The organism is Salinimicrobium sediminis, from assembly GCF_900215295.1.
In the GTDB taxonomy this organism is placed as follows: domain Bacteria; phylum Bacteroidota; class Bacteroidia; order Flavobacteriales; family Flavobacteriaceae; genus Salinimicrobium; species Salinimicrobium sediminis.
This window is the reverse complement of the sequence record NZ_OCMF01000004.1, coordinates 273,258-289,108: the sequence shown is the minus strand read 5'-3', so window position 1 is coordinate 289,108 and position 15,851 is coordinate 273,258. Positions and strand designations below refer to the sequence as shown.

Sequence of the window (15,851 nt, the reverse complement as noted above, 5' to 3'; positions counted from 1 at the left end):
TTATTCACGTGAGACCTTATCTATACCGTTTATTTTTTTGAGGTGTTCCATCAATTTCTTCAGGATACTGTTGTTCTTTACCACCACTGTGATCCTTCCGGTAAAGATTCCGTCGCTACTGTCAAAATTAATGTTTTTAATGTTGACATTCATGTTGTTGGAGATCTCCTTTGTGACATCATTTACCAGCCCGATATTATCTATTCCGGTTAATTTGATGACAGCCTTGAATTCCTCCTGCGTTGAATCTTTCCATTTTGCCTGAATGATCCTGTAGGCAAAATTGCTCTGCAACTGGATGGCATTAGGACAATCCTTTTTGTGAACTTTTATTCCCTCACTTACAGTAATAAACCCGAAAACATTATCCCCGGGTATGGGGTTACAGCAGTTCGCCAGTTTGTAATCCAGGACTTCTTCATCTCTACCAAAAACCAGTTGATCATATTTTGCGGTAATTTCATCCCGGTCAATATCTTCAACCAAGGGAGACTTCCTCATTTTGCTCTTAAAGAAGCTAACCAGCGCATTACTGCGGGAAGCAGCATAATCTTTAAGCTTTTGGTTGTCTATGGTGCCCACTCCCACCCGATAGAAAAGGTCAAGACTGGTCTTTAGCTTAAAAAAGATCACCAGCTCATTCACTGTTTTTTCGTTGAAAGGTATTTTTTGAGCCCTCAACTTTCTTGCGAGAATGGCTTTTCCTTCTTCGGCAATATTCTTCTTCTCTTCTTTTAAAGAAGATTTGATCTTTGCCCTCGCTCTTGCCGTGGTGGCATAGTCCAGCCAGTTGGAATTGGGTTTTGCTTTTTCTGAAGTGATGATCTCCACCTGGTCTCCACTGTTCAGGGTAGTGCTTAAGGGGACAAGTTTTCCGTTGAGCCTGGCTCCCCGTGTTCTTAAACCGACCTCGGTATGAATGCTGAAAGCAAAATCCAGTGGAGTAGCTCCTTTAGGAAGAGATTTTAATTCCCCCTGCGGAGTAAATACAAAGATCTCTTTAGAATAAAGGTTCAGCTTGAACTGCTCCACAAAGTCCACCGCATTAACCTCCGAATTTTCCAGGGCCTCCTGAAGTTTATTTACCCATTCTTCCAGACCGTCCTCGCCATTGCCTTGTTTGTACTTATAGTGGGCCGCATAACCTTTTTCTGCGATCTCATTCATGCGTTCACTTCGTATTTGCACTTCTACCCAACGTCCTTTTGGACCCATTACAGTGATATGGAGAGCTTCGTAACCCGTGGATTTTGGGGACGAGATCCAATCTCTAAGCCTGGTTGGATTCGGCCTGAAGTGATCTGTAACTATAGAATAGATCTTCCAGGCAAGGAACTTTTCGTTTGAAGGTTCAGATTTATAGATGATCCTCACAGCAAATTTATCGTACACCTCGTCAAAACCAACATTCTGGTTCTTCATCTTGCGACGGATAGAATAAATGGATTTTGGCCTTCCCTTTATGGTATACTGCATTTGCTCCCTATCCAGAGAGTCTTTGATCACCTGCGTAAATTCTCCAATGTATTTATCCTGCTCTTCTTTGCTTTCGCGAATTTTCTGAAGGATCTCGTTATAAACTTCGGGTTCGGTATATTTTAAACCGAGATCTTCCAGTTCAGTTTTAATATTATAGAGCCCTATCCTATGGGCGAGGGGTGCATAAATGTAAAGGGTTTCTGAAGCGATCTTCTCCTGCTTATCTGTACGCATGGAGTCCATGGTCTGCATGTTATGCAACCGGTCTGCGATCTTAATGATGATCACCCGCACATCGTCGTTGAGGGTAAGCAGCATTTTTCTAAAGTTCTCTGCCTGCAGGGATACGTCCTTATCATGCTCTAAATGGGAAATCTTTGTAAGGCCATCAACGATACGCGCAACAGTATCGCCAAATAATCTTTTGATATCCTCCAAGGAATAAGTGGTATCCTCTACAACGTCATGAAGTAGGGCAGCTGCAATAGAAGTCGCATCCAAACCTATTTCTGAAGCTACGATCTTGGCCACAGCAATGGGGTGAAAAATATAAGCTTCACCCGATTTGCGGCGCTGGTCCTTATGGGCATCAACTGCCACATCAAAGGCCTGCCTTATCAATTTCTTGTCTTCTTCAGAAAGCGTTTGGTAACTTATGCGCAGCAGTTCTTTATACTGCTGGGCAATGTCCTTGTTTTCTTTTTCAATAGCGGCTTCCGTCATCATGAGAATAAAAGTACGATTAAGATTAAAAACAGGCAATACATTTATCCCTGCAAATTGCGGAAACGCTTGTACAGCGGCGGATGTGAATAATGTACAAACACATAAGCAGAATGCGGGGTGAGATTGCTAAGGCTGTTCTTTGACAGCTTCTTCAACCCATTGATCAAAGGCTGTGCCTTATACGTATTTTTCGCAAAGTTATCTGCCTGGTATTCAAATTTCCTGGACAAATAGTTCATGATGATCCCGGTTACTTCTGAAATCGGGCTGTACAGGATACCAAAAGCAACCAGTCCTATATGGAAGCCCGGTTGTTCCACACCTAATGCTGCGGAAAGCAATGGATTACCAATAAAGAGCGACAGTAGCCATAATGTGAAGCCGGTAGTAAGAATGCTGATGATGAGGTTGATGATGATATGGTTTTTCTTGTAGTGGCCTACCTCGTGCGCCAGTACCGCCACGATCTCTTCTTCCTCCAGGTCATTGATCAGGGTATCGTATAGCGTCACCCTTTTTTCATTTCCGAAGCCCGAAAAATAGGCATTGGCCTTGGTACTTCTTTTGGAGCCGTCAATGACAAAGATCTTTTCCAGGGTAAAACCTTCTTTTTGTGCGTAGGCTTCGATGCTTTCTCTCAAAGAACCTTCGGTAAGCGGAGTTTGCTTATTAAACAAAGGAACTATGAGTCGCGCATAGAACATATTCAGGAAAATGCTGAATACCGCAACCAGGATCCAGGCATACCACCAAAAATCTTCACCCGCGATTTGGTAGAACCACACAATTAGCGCAAGGATTCCGCCGCCGAGCACGATCATCATTCCCCAGCCTTTTAGCTTGTCTAAAATGAAAGTTTTTGGGGTGGTTTTATTAAAACCGAATTTCTCTTCAATCACAAAAGTGTGGTACCATGAAAACGGAAGCGACAAAAGGTCACTTCCCAGCATGATGATCCCAAAAAAGACAAGGGCAATCACAATAGCATTATCTGAAACCGATCTTGCTATTTGATCTACAAAATCGAATCCATCCAAAAACAGGAACAGCAGCAAAACAATGAGTGAAAAGGTCGAAGACAGTATTCCAAACCTATAGTTGGTCATCTTGTACTGCTGACTCTTCTTATATTCTTCTTCATTAAAAACATCGGCTAGGGAATCCGGTACAGGGTCGTTATAATGTTGGGCATTTAACGCATCCAGTAGTTGATCTACCAAGAAATCAATTATGATAATGGCCAGTATAATGTAGAAGAGAGTATTTGCAGTCAATGTCTGTGAGTTTTGAGCTAATATAAATTGAAATTCCAAATTACAAGCACCATATCCCAAACAGAGGGAAAAGGAAAGTGAACAGAGAATAACCAAAGGTTCAGGCTAAAAACTTAAAGATTCCTCGAAGTGCGTAAATTCAGATGGGACACCAAGTGCCAGATTTTAAATTTTTAATTATGAATCTTGAATTTTGAACCAGAAATTGCGCTTGAGCGCCTTTGTCTTTTGGCCTCAAAAACAAGAATTCCCGCAGCGACCGAAACATTCATGGAATCGATCTCTCCTGCCATGGGGATAACGATGTTTTGAGTGGAATTTTCACGCCATTCCTCACTAAGGCCGGTAGCCTCTGTTCCAACTACTATGGCTGCGGCCTGGGTAAAATCTATGCTGTCGTAAGGAACGGATGCCTGTAAAGCGGCTCCAAAAATGGCAATTTTATGCTGCTTTAGAAAGGCAATAATTTCGGAAGTTGTACCCGTGGCCAGCTGAGTGGTAAAAACACAGCCCACGCTGCTGCGAATGATGTTGGGATTAAAAAGATCGGTCCTGGGATTGGCAATGAACACGGCATCTACCGCGGCAGCATCAGCCGTACGTAGAAGTGCACCTATATTTCCGGGTTTTTCGGGTGCTTCGGCGATAAGGATCAGCGGATTTTCGTTTTTAAGCTGAACATTTTCCAGAGAAAGTTCTTTAGCTTCAAAAATGCCTGTAACACCTTCGGTGCTTCCGCGGTAAGCGATTTTTTCATAAACTTCGGGAGAGAGCTCGGTCAAATCAGCAGGAAAAGGGATCAAATTTTCCGCTTTTTCAGCAGGAAAGAGCTCCGGATTATAATAAAGCTCCTTCAGTTTATATCCTCCCTTGATTGCCAGATGTATTTCCCGAACACCTTCTACTACAAAGGCATTTTCTTTTTTTCGCGCCCGGGCTTTCTCCTGTAATTGTAGGATCCTCTTCACATTAGGATTCTGAAGGCTGCTAATGAATTTTTGCATGAAACAAAGATAGAAAAGTTAAAGTAGTGAAGAGGAGGAAGGCAGGCCTTCCCCTACTATTTTTCGATTATTGAGAAAAAAGAGGTAAATTAACAGGAAAACAAGTTTATGGAAAAGAAAAACAACAAAAAGAACTTTTTAAAAATGAAAGATTCCTTCAGGATCCTGAGTTTTATTTTTGCCGCAATCCTTGTGAGCGCCTGCTCCAAAAAAGTGGTTTTTCCTGTTTCCCAGGTGGTGCCTGCTGCAGAGGCGGTACTAAAGGTGGACAGGGATGACAATAACAATTATGGGATCGAACTGGAAGTGAGTAATCTTGCAGGACCCGAACGATTGACTCCCGCCCGAAGGCATTACGTGGTGTGGATGGTGACTAAACAGCACGGCACGATCAACATTGGGAATCTCGACATCAACAGGAAGAATAACGGGGAACTAAATACCAGCACCCCATATGAGCCAATGAGAGTTTTTATCACTGCCGAAGATGACCCGAAACCGGTGCTGCCATCCACTCAGGTAGTTCTTAATTCAGAAGATTTCAAAGTATAAAAAAACTGCCTGAAAATTATTTTTCAGGCAGTCTCTAAAATGACATTTTTGGAAATTATTTTTTTTCCTGCTGTTCAAATTTATCTGAATACCTTTTTGCGAGTTCGGTTTGGTGGCTTTCCAGACTAATTTCACGGCCCCGGATAAAAGCTTGTGAAACTTTATTGGTGCGCATATCCAACGCGTCACCTTCACTTATAAAGAGGGTCGCGTCTTTCCCGGCTTCAAGACTTCCAAGGCTGTCATCGACTCCTAAAATCTTTGCTGTATTAAGGGTAATCATTTTTAATGCGTCTTCCTTATTGGCACCATAACCGGTTACTGTACCTGCATAAAAGGGCAAATTCCTGCTGTTCATTCTTTCCATGCTGCCGCTGGTCTCCAGTGCTACCAGAAGGCCTTCCTGCTGAAGCAAATGAGCCAGTTTATAAGGAAGGTCGTAATGATTGTCTTCCAGGTTAGGTGTACTGTGAACCCTGCCTACAAGCACCGGAACATTTGCTGCTTTTAATTCGTCTACCACTTTTAAAGCATCATATCCTCCTACCAACACCAGGTTATTGAGATTATGTTCTTTTTTAAATGTAAGGATGTCAATGATCTCCTTCTCGCCGTTGGCATGAACATACACCTTTTGGTCTCCGGTAAACACCTTCTTCATGGCCTGGAAAGGCAAATTAGCCTGTTCCTGAGATCCTGCCAGATAGGCTTTTGCATTCCTGAAGAAATCCGAAAGGGTTCTTACATTTTCCTGGTAGTCAGCATTCGCTTTGATCCCGCGGTCTTCACCTTCCCACCAGCGACCTCTGCGAACACTGTTTGGCCAGTTCACATGGATTCCGTCGTCTTCCTTTAAAACTGCATCTTCCCAGTTCCATGCATCAAACTGCACGATGGAAGATGTTCCGGAAATTCTTCCCCCGCGGGGAGCGATCTGTCCCACAAGCACTCCGTTTGGTCGCATACTTTCCACTACCTGACTTTCGGCGTTGTACGCAATGATACTTCTTACATGCGGAAGCAATTCTCCCAGCTCATCTTCGTCATCAGATTGTCGTACGGCATCGATTTCCACCAGACCCAAACTTGAATTCGGTGCGATAAATCCTGGATAGACGTGTTTTCCTTTTGCATCTATTACAGTTCCGGGATATTGGCGGTCGCTGGAATTTGCGTCGCTCACCGTAGTTATTTTTCCATTCTGAAAAATGATAAGGCTATTCTCGATTACTTCCCCGTTCCCAATATGAGCCGTTGCCCCTACAATGGTGACAGGCCGGGACTGCTCTGGCGCCGGAGTTTGTTGTGCGAATGCAGAACCTGAAATAAAAAGCAGGACCGGCAGGATATATTGTTTTAAATTTTTCATACTCATATAATTATAGGGTGTCACAGTGCATTTCTTCTTTTTTGGAATCTTTGACCGGCTGAGTCTTTAAACCATTGTTCTTGGCCTTCAGCATTTGAGTGGTGAGCAGGTTTTTTTGCTTTTCCACTTCCCCGCGTAATTTTTTATCGCGCTCCAGGTCAAAATAAACAACCCCTTCGATCATTGTCTTTTCCGGTTTTGCATATACCGAAAGAGGATGGGCATTCCATAGTACAAGATCTGCATCCTTACCCTCTTTGATACTACCCACACGATCATCGATGTGAAGCAGTTTCGCCGGATTCAGCGTTACAAATTTCCAGGCTTCCTCTTCAGAAATGTCACCGTACTTGACACTTTTGGCTGCTTCCTGATTCAATCTCCGGCTCATTTCGGCGTCGTCACTGTTGATAGCAACTGTTACTCCGGCATTATGCATAATGGCAGCATTTTGAGGGATCGCGTCCTTGACTTCATACTTATATGCCCACCAGTCAGAGAAAGTAGAACCTCCGGCGCCATGTTCAGCCATTTGGTCGGCTAGTTTATAGCCTTCAAGAATGTGGGTAAAAGTATTGATCTTAAAGCCAAGTTGTTCTGCAACTTCCATAAGCATATTGATCTCGCTTTGCACGTAGGAGTGGGCGGTGATGTGTCTTTCACCATTGAGGATCTCCAGCAGGGTTTCCATTTCAAGATCCTTTCTGTAAGGCTTTCCGCTGTTCTTCTGCGCTTCATATTCACGGGCGCGGGTAAAGTAATCTATGAAAACCTGTTCCACACCCATTCGTGTTTGCGGAAATCTTACATTACTGTCCCAGTTCGCCTGCTTCACATTCTCACCCAAAGCAAATTTGATGAATTTTGGAGAATTGTCTAAGACCATTTCCTGAGGCGAAGCTCCCCATTTCATTTTTAGAATTGCCGACTGCCCTCCAATAGGATTGGCAGATCCGTGCAGCAACTGCATGGTGGTGACACCCCCTGCCAGGTTGCGGTAAACGCCAATATCATCTGGGTCTACAACATCTTCCATACGTACTTCGGCAGAAGAGTTGTGGCCTGCTTCATTGATCGCTGAAGCCGCTAAATGAGAATGCTCATCTATGATCCCCGAGGTAAGGTGTTTCCCTGTAGCGTCGACTACCTTAGCTCCGCGGGCATTAAGATCTTTTCCTATTTCGGCTATCTTTCCGTTGCGCACCAGCACATCGGTATTTTGCACAATTCCCTGTTCCTCGTTAGTCCACACCGTGGCATTTTTGAATAGTATGTTTTCCTGCTTCGGAAGACTTTCGAAGCCATAAGCCATATTTGGAAAAGTTACCGGCAATATTTCCGGATGCTCAGGTTTTTTATCTTTTTTATCTGCTGAAGCTTCCGCAGTTCTTGTTGCAGTGAAAGAAGTTTCACTACCATCTCCTAAAATGGCTTTTCCGCTGAAGCTTTTTGCGTCTTCAGGAATTTTGGCACTAAGGCGGGTATATTCGGCTTTAGTGGTATCTGGAGCTGAAAGCAGGATATTCACCCAGTTATTCTTATAATTTATTTTGGATCCAATCTTATTGTTGTTGAGTTTCACTTCAGCCTTAGGCTTGCCGGCTTCTCCTGTAACCTTCATCTCATAAGAATTACCGCCAACCTTTACATCATAGGTGCCGTTGAGGTTCACCAGGTCAATATCTTCGATCACCGATCTTTTTCCCTGCACCCAATTTTCATAAATGGTAGTTTCCTTATCAAAGTAATCACCAGATGTGATAATAAAATTCGCCCATGCTCCTTCTTTTAAAGATCCCAGGCTGTTCTCCTGACCTATAAGTTTTGCAGGAACAGTAGTAAGTGCAGCAAGAGCTGTGTTTTTGTCAAGTCCGTATTCTACAGCTTTTAAAATATTTTCCCGGAAATTCTTTTTTGCATCCTTAGAGGTGATCGCAAAAGGGATATTTGATTGCGCCATCATCCTGAGATTAGCCGGAGCCTGGTTCCATTCTTTCATGTCTCCCAAAGTCGCATATGCTGCGATGTATGGATCTTCCATATCATATGGTTCGGGAAAATCTACCGGTACAATGAAAGGAGCATTGGTGGCTTTAATGGCGTCAAGCCTTTCGAATTCGTTCCCACTACCGACTATCGCGTATTGCACTCCAAATTCATCCCCCACCTTATCGGCACGCAATTCATCCAGAAGATTATCTGTTTTAAAGATCTGCAGGAGACCTTTATTCTCATTGAAGGCTTCCAGGGCAAGGTCTTTATTATCTGCCTTGCCTTTTGAGTACCAGTCGGCATCAAGATAGGTCTGTCTCAGCAGTGCCATGGCTCCCATTTTTGAAGAAGGATAGACCTGACGCGATTTGGCACTTTTATCAAAAGAGAAGTATTGAGCAGATTCTTCATCCAGGATGCGATCTCCCAGAGTGCCTTCAGAATTAAGGGCGACCAGCATTCCTGTACCACGAATAATTCCGTCGGGCATATGAGTATTTACCACCCCAAAGCCCAGCTTCCGAAGTTCTTCAGCTTCAGTATCGTTATATTTAAAACTCTCCAGGGCTGTGGTTTCAGGTCTGATATGATCATTCCAGTAATATCCTTCCCGGGTAGCATCATACTGGGGATTTCCACGGTTGGAATTGTTCTCTGCCTTTGGTGCCTCAATTCCGAAGTTAGTGTAGAGGTCAATGAAGGAAGGATAAATAGTTTTTCCTTTAAGGTCGATCACCACAGCATTAGCGGGAATCTTGATGTTCTTGCCTACAGCAGTCACTTTACCCTCACGCACCGCCAGCATTCCACCGGTGATATAATTGGAAGGATCAACATAGATATTGGCATTTTTGAAAACGGTGAAGTTGGTATTCACCCCGGCCTTGACGGCATCATTTTTAGGAAAATACTCCTGCGCCTGCAGCCCGGTTACGACACAAAGCAGCAAGCCTAGTAAAATTTTTAATTTCATAAAGTAATTTAGGATTGGGTAAAAAATTTCAAGCAGGTAAGTTATAAAAAAATCGAGAATGGCAATGCCTTACAATTTCCCCCTGCTCTTGTGATAATTCACCAGGAGTGCTACCACATAACTATAACTGCGCATCCCCCCGGGCTGATTATTGGCTACTAAAAATGTATTGTAAGTATACATGAACAAAGGTTCAAAGGGATTGGCATGATTTGCCCAAAACTCCTGTACCTCCCTGTAATTTTCCTTTATACCGAAGTTGACTTCCCCGAGTAATTCTTCTGCCAGAATTTCATCTCTCCGGTATAGTTCACTAAGGCAATAACTCAATGCAAAAGTGTACCCGGAATATCTGAAATAAGGATCCTCATGATTCATGGTGGTGAGGCAGGCAAGGAAATTAGCTTCGTTTTCTTTTGCAAAACCGAGTTGATGTCCAATTTCGTGACTGGCTGTAGTGGGAATTTTGTAAGGTACAATCAAAGTATTCACCTGCCCTTCATTGGTCAGCGGATTCAAATACCCGTTAAAACCCATATAGGTGAGGGGAAGACTGTAGAGAGATCTTTTAAGGCTTGGAATATTATAATCCAACTCGGGAAAATTCTCTTCAAGATTATAATAACCCGCAATTGACAATTCCAGCAGTTCTTTTTTAGAATGAGGCATTTCTACTTTAACCGAATCATTTTCCGCAAGTTCTAAATGAAGTTCATTGGAGGTTTTAATAAGGTCCCGGGTGAGGTTGATCAATTCTTCGGTAGTGTAATCGTCTTCTATTTCAAGAGACTGGTGCAACGGAAGCCGGTAATAATTAAAACCCCAAAAAAGATTGAAACAGAAGTAGATGAGGGAAAGAGAAGCGATCCCATTGATGATCCATCGTTTGGGCTCCCTAAATCTTTGCTGTACCCTGAGTGCAAACCACCTTATGATCATGATCCCCAGTAGGGTGTATAAGATGTCTCCCAATGAAAAAGGTAATAATCCAAGGCCTCTTCGCAGCAGGGCAGAGGTGAAGGGATAGACCCCGTTGCTGTACCACTGCTCCACAAAATGCGGGTACCCGCTCAGGATCCTGATGAGGATAAGCTGAACCGGCAGGAACAGGGCAAGGATTAAAGCAGCTTTTTTATTCACCACTCAAAAATAGGATTTTTAGGTGATAGTATTGAGGAGTGGGAATTAAGTAGTGAAATAAGTGATAGTTGGCCACGAAATCACGAATTATTTATTGTACCTCGTTTCCTTCCCTTCCTCCGGAGGTTGTCCGTCGCGGCTGACGGGGTGGGAGAGGTGATAAAACTGAAAGAGAAAGATCAGTCGTGAATTCGTGGCAAAAATAATTTCTTTACAGTCTTCTGTCTGCTGTTCTCTGCCCACTTTCTACGGTCAACTTTAAAAATACCCGTGAATTCATGGTAAAGAAAGTAAACCCTGATTTCTTCCTATCTTTGTTCTCCAACTTAAAACCAATAATATGAATGAAGAAATAAGGGCTTTGGAACCAAAGCCACTCTGGAATAAATTTGCCGATCTTAATGCTGTACCCAGACCTTCCAAAAAGGAAGAAAGAGTGATAGAGTTCATGAAGAACTTTGGGAACAATCTTGGGCTGGAGACCGAAGTGGATGAAGTAGGGAACGTGATCATAAGGAAACCTGCTACTCCCGGAATGGAGCATAAAAAAGCCGTTGTGCTGCAGTCGCATTTAGACATGGTCCATCAAAAAAATAATGATTCCAATTTCAATTTTGACCAACAGGGAATAGATATGTATGTGGATGGGGATTGGGTTCGGGCCAGAGGTACAACCCTGGGAGCCGACAACGGTCTTGGAGTCGCCACAATGATGGCCATCCTTGAAAGTAAGGAAATAGAACACCCTGCCCTTGAAGCTCTTTTTACCATTGATGAAGAAACAGGAATGACCGGTGCCATGGGCCTGAAACCGGGTATTTTAAAGGGAGATATCCTGCTCAACCTGGATACCGAAGAAGATAATGAAATTGGAATAGGTTGCGCCGGGGGAGTAGATATTACCGCCACCCGTACCTATAAAGAAGAAGAGGTGCCTGCCGATACTGTAGCTTATAAGATAGTTGTTAAAGGCCTGCAGGGGGGGCATTCAGGAATGGATATTATAAAAGGCCTGGGTAATGCCAATAAAATGATGAACCGTATCCTGTTTGGTGGCTTTGAAAACTTCGGAATGAGGATCGCAGAGATCAACGGCGGCGGACTTCGAAATGCTATTCCGCGGGAAAGTGAGGCTGTAGTTGTGGTCGATAAGATCCAGAAAGAAGATTTTTCTTCGGAAATGGGAAAATTGATCCAGCAAATTCAACAGGAATACAAGTCTCTGGAGCCAAAGCTGCATATTGAGATCTCCGAAACTGAAGCCCCCGAAAAAGTAATGGGGCTGGGAGTGCAGGAGCTTTTGGTGAAAGCACTTTATGCTGTTCCTAACGGCGTGTACAGGATGAGTCCCGATATTGATGGACTGGTTGAAACATCAAACAACTTGGCCAGGGTAACTGTCAAAAATGGAAAAATTGAAGTGCTTTGTTTAACCCGTTCTTCAGTAGAGTCCTCAAAAACAGATCTGGCCAACAGCATACGTTCAGGTTTTGAACTTGCTGGTTTTGAAGTGGAACTTTCGGGAGCTTATCCCGGTTGGGCACCTAACATGGATTCTCCAATTCTAAAAGTTCTTGACGAGCTATATCAAAAAATGAATGAAGATAAACCCGACATCGCCGCCTGTCACGCCGGACTCGAATGCGGAATCCTCGGGAAGAACTATCCCGAAATGGACATGATCTCCTTTGGACCCACCATTAGAGGTGCCCATTCGCCAGATGAAAGAGCGAGCATCTCTTCTGCTCAGAAATACTGGAAGTTCGTGCTAGAAGTATTGAAGAACATTCCGGAGAAGAAATAATCCTGAAAAGATTTAAAAACAAAGGCCTGTCAAAAATCACTTTTTGACAGGCCTCTTGTTTTTGAAAAATCTGAACTTACTCCTGGATTCCTACCAGTTCGACCTCAAAAATAAGATCTGCAGATGGTGGAATTACCGGGGGATAACCTCTTTCTCCATATCCTAAATGAGAAGGAATAAACAGTACAGCTTTATCTCCAACCTGCATTTGTTGAATTCCTTGTTTGAATCCCGGAATCATTTGTGCTTCCGGACTATACTGCACTGGCATGGGAGAATAGCCGCCCATTTCCTGTCTTCTTGGGTTAAGAATTCCTGCTCCCTCGGCAACTTTCTCAATATTAGTATCAAAGATGTCTCCTGAAGCTAAATACCCCTGGTAATTTACAAGTACTGTATCGCTGGAAGTAGGTTGTGGACCATCTCCTTCTTCTAAAATGGTCATTTTTAGTCCATTTTCAAGCTCTTTGGCATCAGCCTTCAGCCCTTCGTAGCGCTGTTTGTTTGCCTCTCTTTGAGCATTCATTTTCTTCTCCCTGCCTTCTGCTTCTAATTTGAAGTCCTGTAGTTTCTGAATAAGCACCTTAGGGGCATCGAAGTTTTTGGCTTCGTCTCCTTTTCTTACAATTTTCACTTCCTGGATCACGACCTCTTCTACAGGTCTATCTCCCGGTCCTGTTTCCACCTCACCTATTTTATCAACTACTTCCTGTCCCTGGACCACTTTTCCAAAAACTGTATGCATGCCGTCAAGCCATGGGGTTTCTTTTAAAGTAATGAAGAACTGACTTCCATTAGTGTTAGGACCCGAATTGGCCATAGAAAGAATTCCTTTAGAATCATGTCTAAGCGTATCCACGATCTCGTTAGGGAATTTGTAGCCCGGGCCACCACTTCCGGTTCCCTGGGGATCACCACCCTGGATCATAAAATCCTTGATCACACGGTGGAAGACTAGTCCGTCATAAAAAGGTTTATCTCTGTACTGCTCTTCGACCATAGTGCTTTTTCCTTCAGCAAGAGAAACAAAGCTCGCCACGGTCATTGGAGTAGCTTTATAATATAGTTCTGCCAGTACGGTACCGTAGTTGGTCTTTATTTCGGCGTACATTCCGTCTTCAAGGTCCGGATATTCTTCATTACAGGCAGTAAAAGCAAAAAAGATGCTGGATAAAATTAAAAAACTGATTTTCTTCATTTGTGGATCTAATTGTTTTGGTTGTTATTTTCTTCGGTTTCTTCGGAAATATTCATGAGCGTAACCTTAGAGATCACAGGTACATCTTTACCTATTCGCTTTTTATCGCCATAATATCCGAATGCTTTATGAGAAGGAAACAGAAAAGTCACCGTTTCTCCTTCTTTCATTATTTTGAGTCCCTGTCTAAGTCCGCTGAAAAGTTGCTCCTTATCCATGGTGTAGGTACGGGGAGTGATCTCCTCATCTGTATAAATATTTTGGCCGTCGAGGGTTTGCAGGGAATAGTCGAATTCTACCACATCTCCAAATTGTGGGGTTTTTGTAGAGGTAGTGTCTTTAACATTGTAGAAATACCAGAACCCGTTAGGAGAGGAAATATACTCCCGGGTGGAATCGTTTTTAATGATCCTTTGTATTTGTGCCTCTTCTTCGGCAACGATCTTCCTGTTACGCTCTACGGCTTCATTGATATAGGAACCCGATTTTTGGGTCACCGGCCTCCTGGCTTCGGGAGATTTGCAGGAAAACAGCAGCAGGCCCGCCAGCAGCATTACGATCTTTACTTTCATAGTGCCAGACTTGTTTTATAATTGGGCAAGATACTAATAAATTTATCAACTGTCTCTTGCAGAGAGAGATCGCTTTTTCCTCCTGCGGCATTGATATGGCCACCTCCGCTAAAATAACGCCTGGCAAAATCATTCACAGAAAATGTCCCTTTTGATCGCAGGGAGATCTTTACAATTTTTTCGGCTTCATTTTCAATAAAGATTGCAGCGAAAACAATTCCCTGCAGGGAAAGCCCGTAATTCACAAAACCTTCTGTGTCCCCCTTTTTAAAATTATGCCTGTCCAGTTCTTCCTGGGTAAGAGTAATATAAGCGGTTCGTAAACCTTCCACAACTCTTAAATTCTGCAGGGCACAACCCAGCAATTGCAGCTGCCCGTATGAGCTGGTGTCAAAAACATTTTCATGAATGGTAGTATTGTCTGCACCTTTCTCAATAAGGTCGGCGATTACGCGGTGGGTGAGACTGGTAGTAGAGCGATACCTGAAGGATCCGGTATCGGTCATGATCCCGGTATAAAGGCAAGTAGCGATCTGGGGTGTTATTTTTTCCTTTAGTCCAATGTTTACAATGAAATGATACACCATTTGACAGGTGGAACACATGGTCACATCGCTATAGGTGATTTCGGCATAATCATCCGGCTGCTGGTGATGATCAATCATGATGAATTTGGCCTTTGCAGCTTGCAGCGGCTCATACATTTCTCCGGCGCGGGAGAGATGGTTGAAATCCAGGGTAAAGATCACTTCGGCTTCAGCAATAATGGGATCGCATTTTTGAGGCTCCTTATCATAGATAAGAACTTCTTCCTGGTAAGGCATCCACTTCAAAAAATCCGGATAATCATTAGGAGCAATAAGATGCACAAAATGTCCCTGTTCCTCCAGCAGGATCTTTAACGCGAGGGTGGAACCCATTGCATCTCCGTCGGGGCCTTTATGCGGCACAATTACTATTTTCTTCGACGGCTTTAGTAACTCTTTGACCTTCGAGATTTCTTCATTTGTCATATGACGCGAAGATATTGATAATTTCATACTTAAGGAAACCTTAAATGGGGTTCCAAAAAAGGTATTTTTGCTGTGATTTTATAGCTTCTGAAGCCATAAATAAAAGCTACAGGCTTGGAAATGGGATTGTTTTGACTATTTTTGCAGCCAAATTAAAAATTGATATAATGGCAGGAAACAGAACTTTCACCATGATTAAGCCCGATGCAGTTGAGAATGGACACATTGGCGCTATTTTAGAGCAGATCACTGCTTCAGGATTTAGAATTGTTGCGATGAAGCTTACGCAAATGACCCGTCGCGATGCCGAAAAATTCTATGAAGTACACGCTGAGCGTCCTTTCTATGGCGAACTGGTTGAATTCATGAGCCGCGGACCTATCGTTGCTGCTATCCTTGAAAAAGAGAATGCAGTTGAAGATTTTAGAACTTTAATCGGAGCTACAAATCCTGAAGACGCTGCTGAAGGTACTATCAGAAAGAAATACGCGACTTCTGTAGGTGAAAATGCTGTTCACGGAAGTGATAGCGACGAAAATGCGAAAATTGAAGGAGCATTCCATTTCTCAGGAAGAGAGATGTTCTAAGATTTTCCGGAAAATACTTTATTAAAAGCCACCTCTTTAGGTGGTTTTTTTGTGCAGAAACTTTTTTGCCACGAATTCACCAATTTTTTCTTTTTGGCCAATGGAAAGAGACTTTTAGAATGACTTAACCCGTATAATTTTTCCCACAGATTTCGCAGATTCGTCAGA

The 15,851-nt window shown here is 43.1% G+C and carries 12 protein-coding genes; 3 read left to right on the top strand and 9 right to left on the bottom strand.

Annotated features, from left to right (window positions below; genetic code table 11):
* The 3 genes from CRO16_RS14225 to CRO16_RS14215 form a co-directional block, all read right to left on the bottom strand.
* Complete coding sequence (locus CRO16_RS14225) at positions 1-2,202, bottom strand: RelA/SpoT family protein (RefSeq protein ID WP_097057056.1); 2,202 nt, start codon at positions 2,200-2,202, stop codon at positions 1-3.
* Positions 2,203-2,246: 44 nt separating this feature from the next.
* On the bottom strand, positions 2,247-3,479 hold the full coding sequence (locus CRO16_RS14220; RefSeq protein ID WP_097057155.1) for a M48 family metallopeptidase: 1,233 nt from the start codon (positions 3,477-3,479) through the stop codon (positions 2,247-2,249).
* Positions 3,480-3,652: 173 nt separating this feature from the next.
* Positions 3,653-4,483: a TrmH family RNA methyltransferase gene (locus CRO16_RS14215; protein WP_097057055.1), complete on the bottom strand. Its 831-nt coding sequence runs from the start codon at positions 4,481-4,483 to the stop codon at positions 3,653-3,655.
* 108 nt (positions 4,484-4,591) lie between these two features.
* On the opposite strand from CRO16_RS14215, the gene CRO16_RS14210 reads away from it, so the two are divergent.
* Positions 4,592-5,035 carry a hypothetical protein gene (locus CRO16_RS14210; protein ID WP_097057054.1) on the top strand — a complete coding sequence of 148 codons (444 nt, stop codon included), beginning with the start codon at positions 4,592-4,594 and terminating at the stop codon, positions 5,033-5,035.
* Positions 5,036-5,090: 55 nt separating this feature from the next.
* Here the strand turns inward: CRO16_RS14210 and CRO16_RS14205 are convergent, their stop codons facing one another.
* The 3 genes from CRO16_RS14205 to CRO16_RS14195 all read right to left on the bottom strand — a co-directional run bounded on the left by CRO16_RS14205 (position 5,091) and on the right by CRO16_RS14195 (position 10,509).
* Positions 5,091-6,404: an amidohydrolase family protein gene (locus tag CRO16_RS14205; RefSeq protein WP_097057053.1), complete on the bottom strand. Its 1,314-nt coding sequence runs from the start codon at positions 6,402-6,404 to the stop codon at positions 5,091-5,093.
* A 10-nt stretch (positions 6,405-6,414) separates the two neighbouring features.
* Positions 6,415-9,369 carry an amidohydrolase family protein gene (locus CRO16_RS14200; protein WP_097057052.1) on the bottom strand — a complete coding sequence of 985 codons (2,955 nt, stop codon included), beginning with the start codon at positions 9,367-9,369 and terminating at the stop codon, positions 6,415-6,417.
* Positions 9,370-9,438: 69 nt separating this feature from the next.
* Positions 9,439-10,509: a DUF3810 domain-containing protein gene (locus CRO16_RS14195; protein ID WP_097057154.1), complete on the bottom strand. Its 1,071-nt coding sequence runs from the start codon at positions 10,507-10,509 to the stop codon at positions 9,439-9,441.
* A 340-nt stretch (positions 10,510-10,849) separates the two neighbouring features.
* Between CRO16_RS14195 and CRO16_RS14190 the strand changes: the two genes are divergently transcribed.
* A complete protein-coding gene (locus tag CRO16_RS14190) occupies positions 10,850-12,313 on the top strand; it encodes an aminoacyl-histidine dipeptidase (protein ID WP_097057051.1) in 1,464 nt (487 codons plus the stop codon).
* 76 nt (positions 12,314-12,389) lie between these two features.
* Here CRO16_RS14190 and CRO16_RS14185 read toward each other — a convergent pair whose 3' ends face one another.
* Genes CRO16_RS14185 through CRO16_RS14175 form a run of 3 tightly spaced genes read right to left on the bottom strand, consistent with a single transcriptional unit; the run spans position 12,390 to position 15,096 of the window.
* Positions 12,390-13,511: a peptidylprolyl isomerase gene (locus CRO16_RS14185; protein ID WP_097057050.1), complete on the bottom strand. Its 1,122-nt coding sequence runs from the start codon at positions 13,509-13,511 to the stop codon at positions 12,390-12,392.
* Between the two features lie 8 nt (positions 13,512-13,519).
* Positions 13,520-14,083 (bottom strand): gliding motility-associated peptidyl-prolyl isomerase GldI, encoded by a 564-nt coding sequence (gene gldI, locus CRO16_RS14180; RefSeq protein ID WP_097057049.1) that lies wholly within the window; start codon positions 14,081-14,083, stop codon positions 13,520-13,522.
* A complete protein-coding gene (locus tag CRO16_RS14175) occupies positions 14,080-15,096 on the bottom strand; it encodes a DHH family phosphoesterase (RefSeq protein WP_097057048.1) in 1,017 nt (338 codons plus the stop codon). The genes gldI and CRO16_RS14175 overlap by 4 nt, the downstream gene beginning before the upstream one ends.
* Positions 15,097-15,263: 167 nt before the next feature.
* On the opposite strand from CRO16_RS14175, the gene CRO16_RS14170 reads away from it, so the two are divergent.
* A complete protein-coding gene (locus tag CRO16_RS14170) occupies positions 15,264-15,683 on the top strand; it encodes a nucleoside-diphosphate kinase (protein WP_097057153.1) in 420 nt (139 codons plus the stop codon).
* Positions 15,684-15,851: the final 168 nt, after the last annotated feature.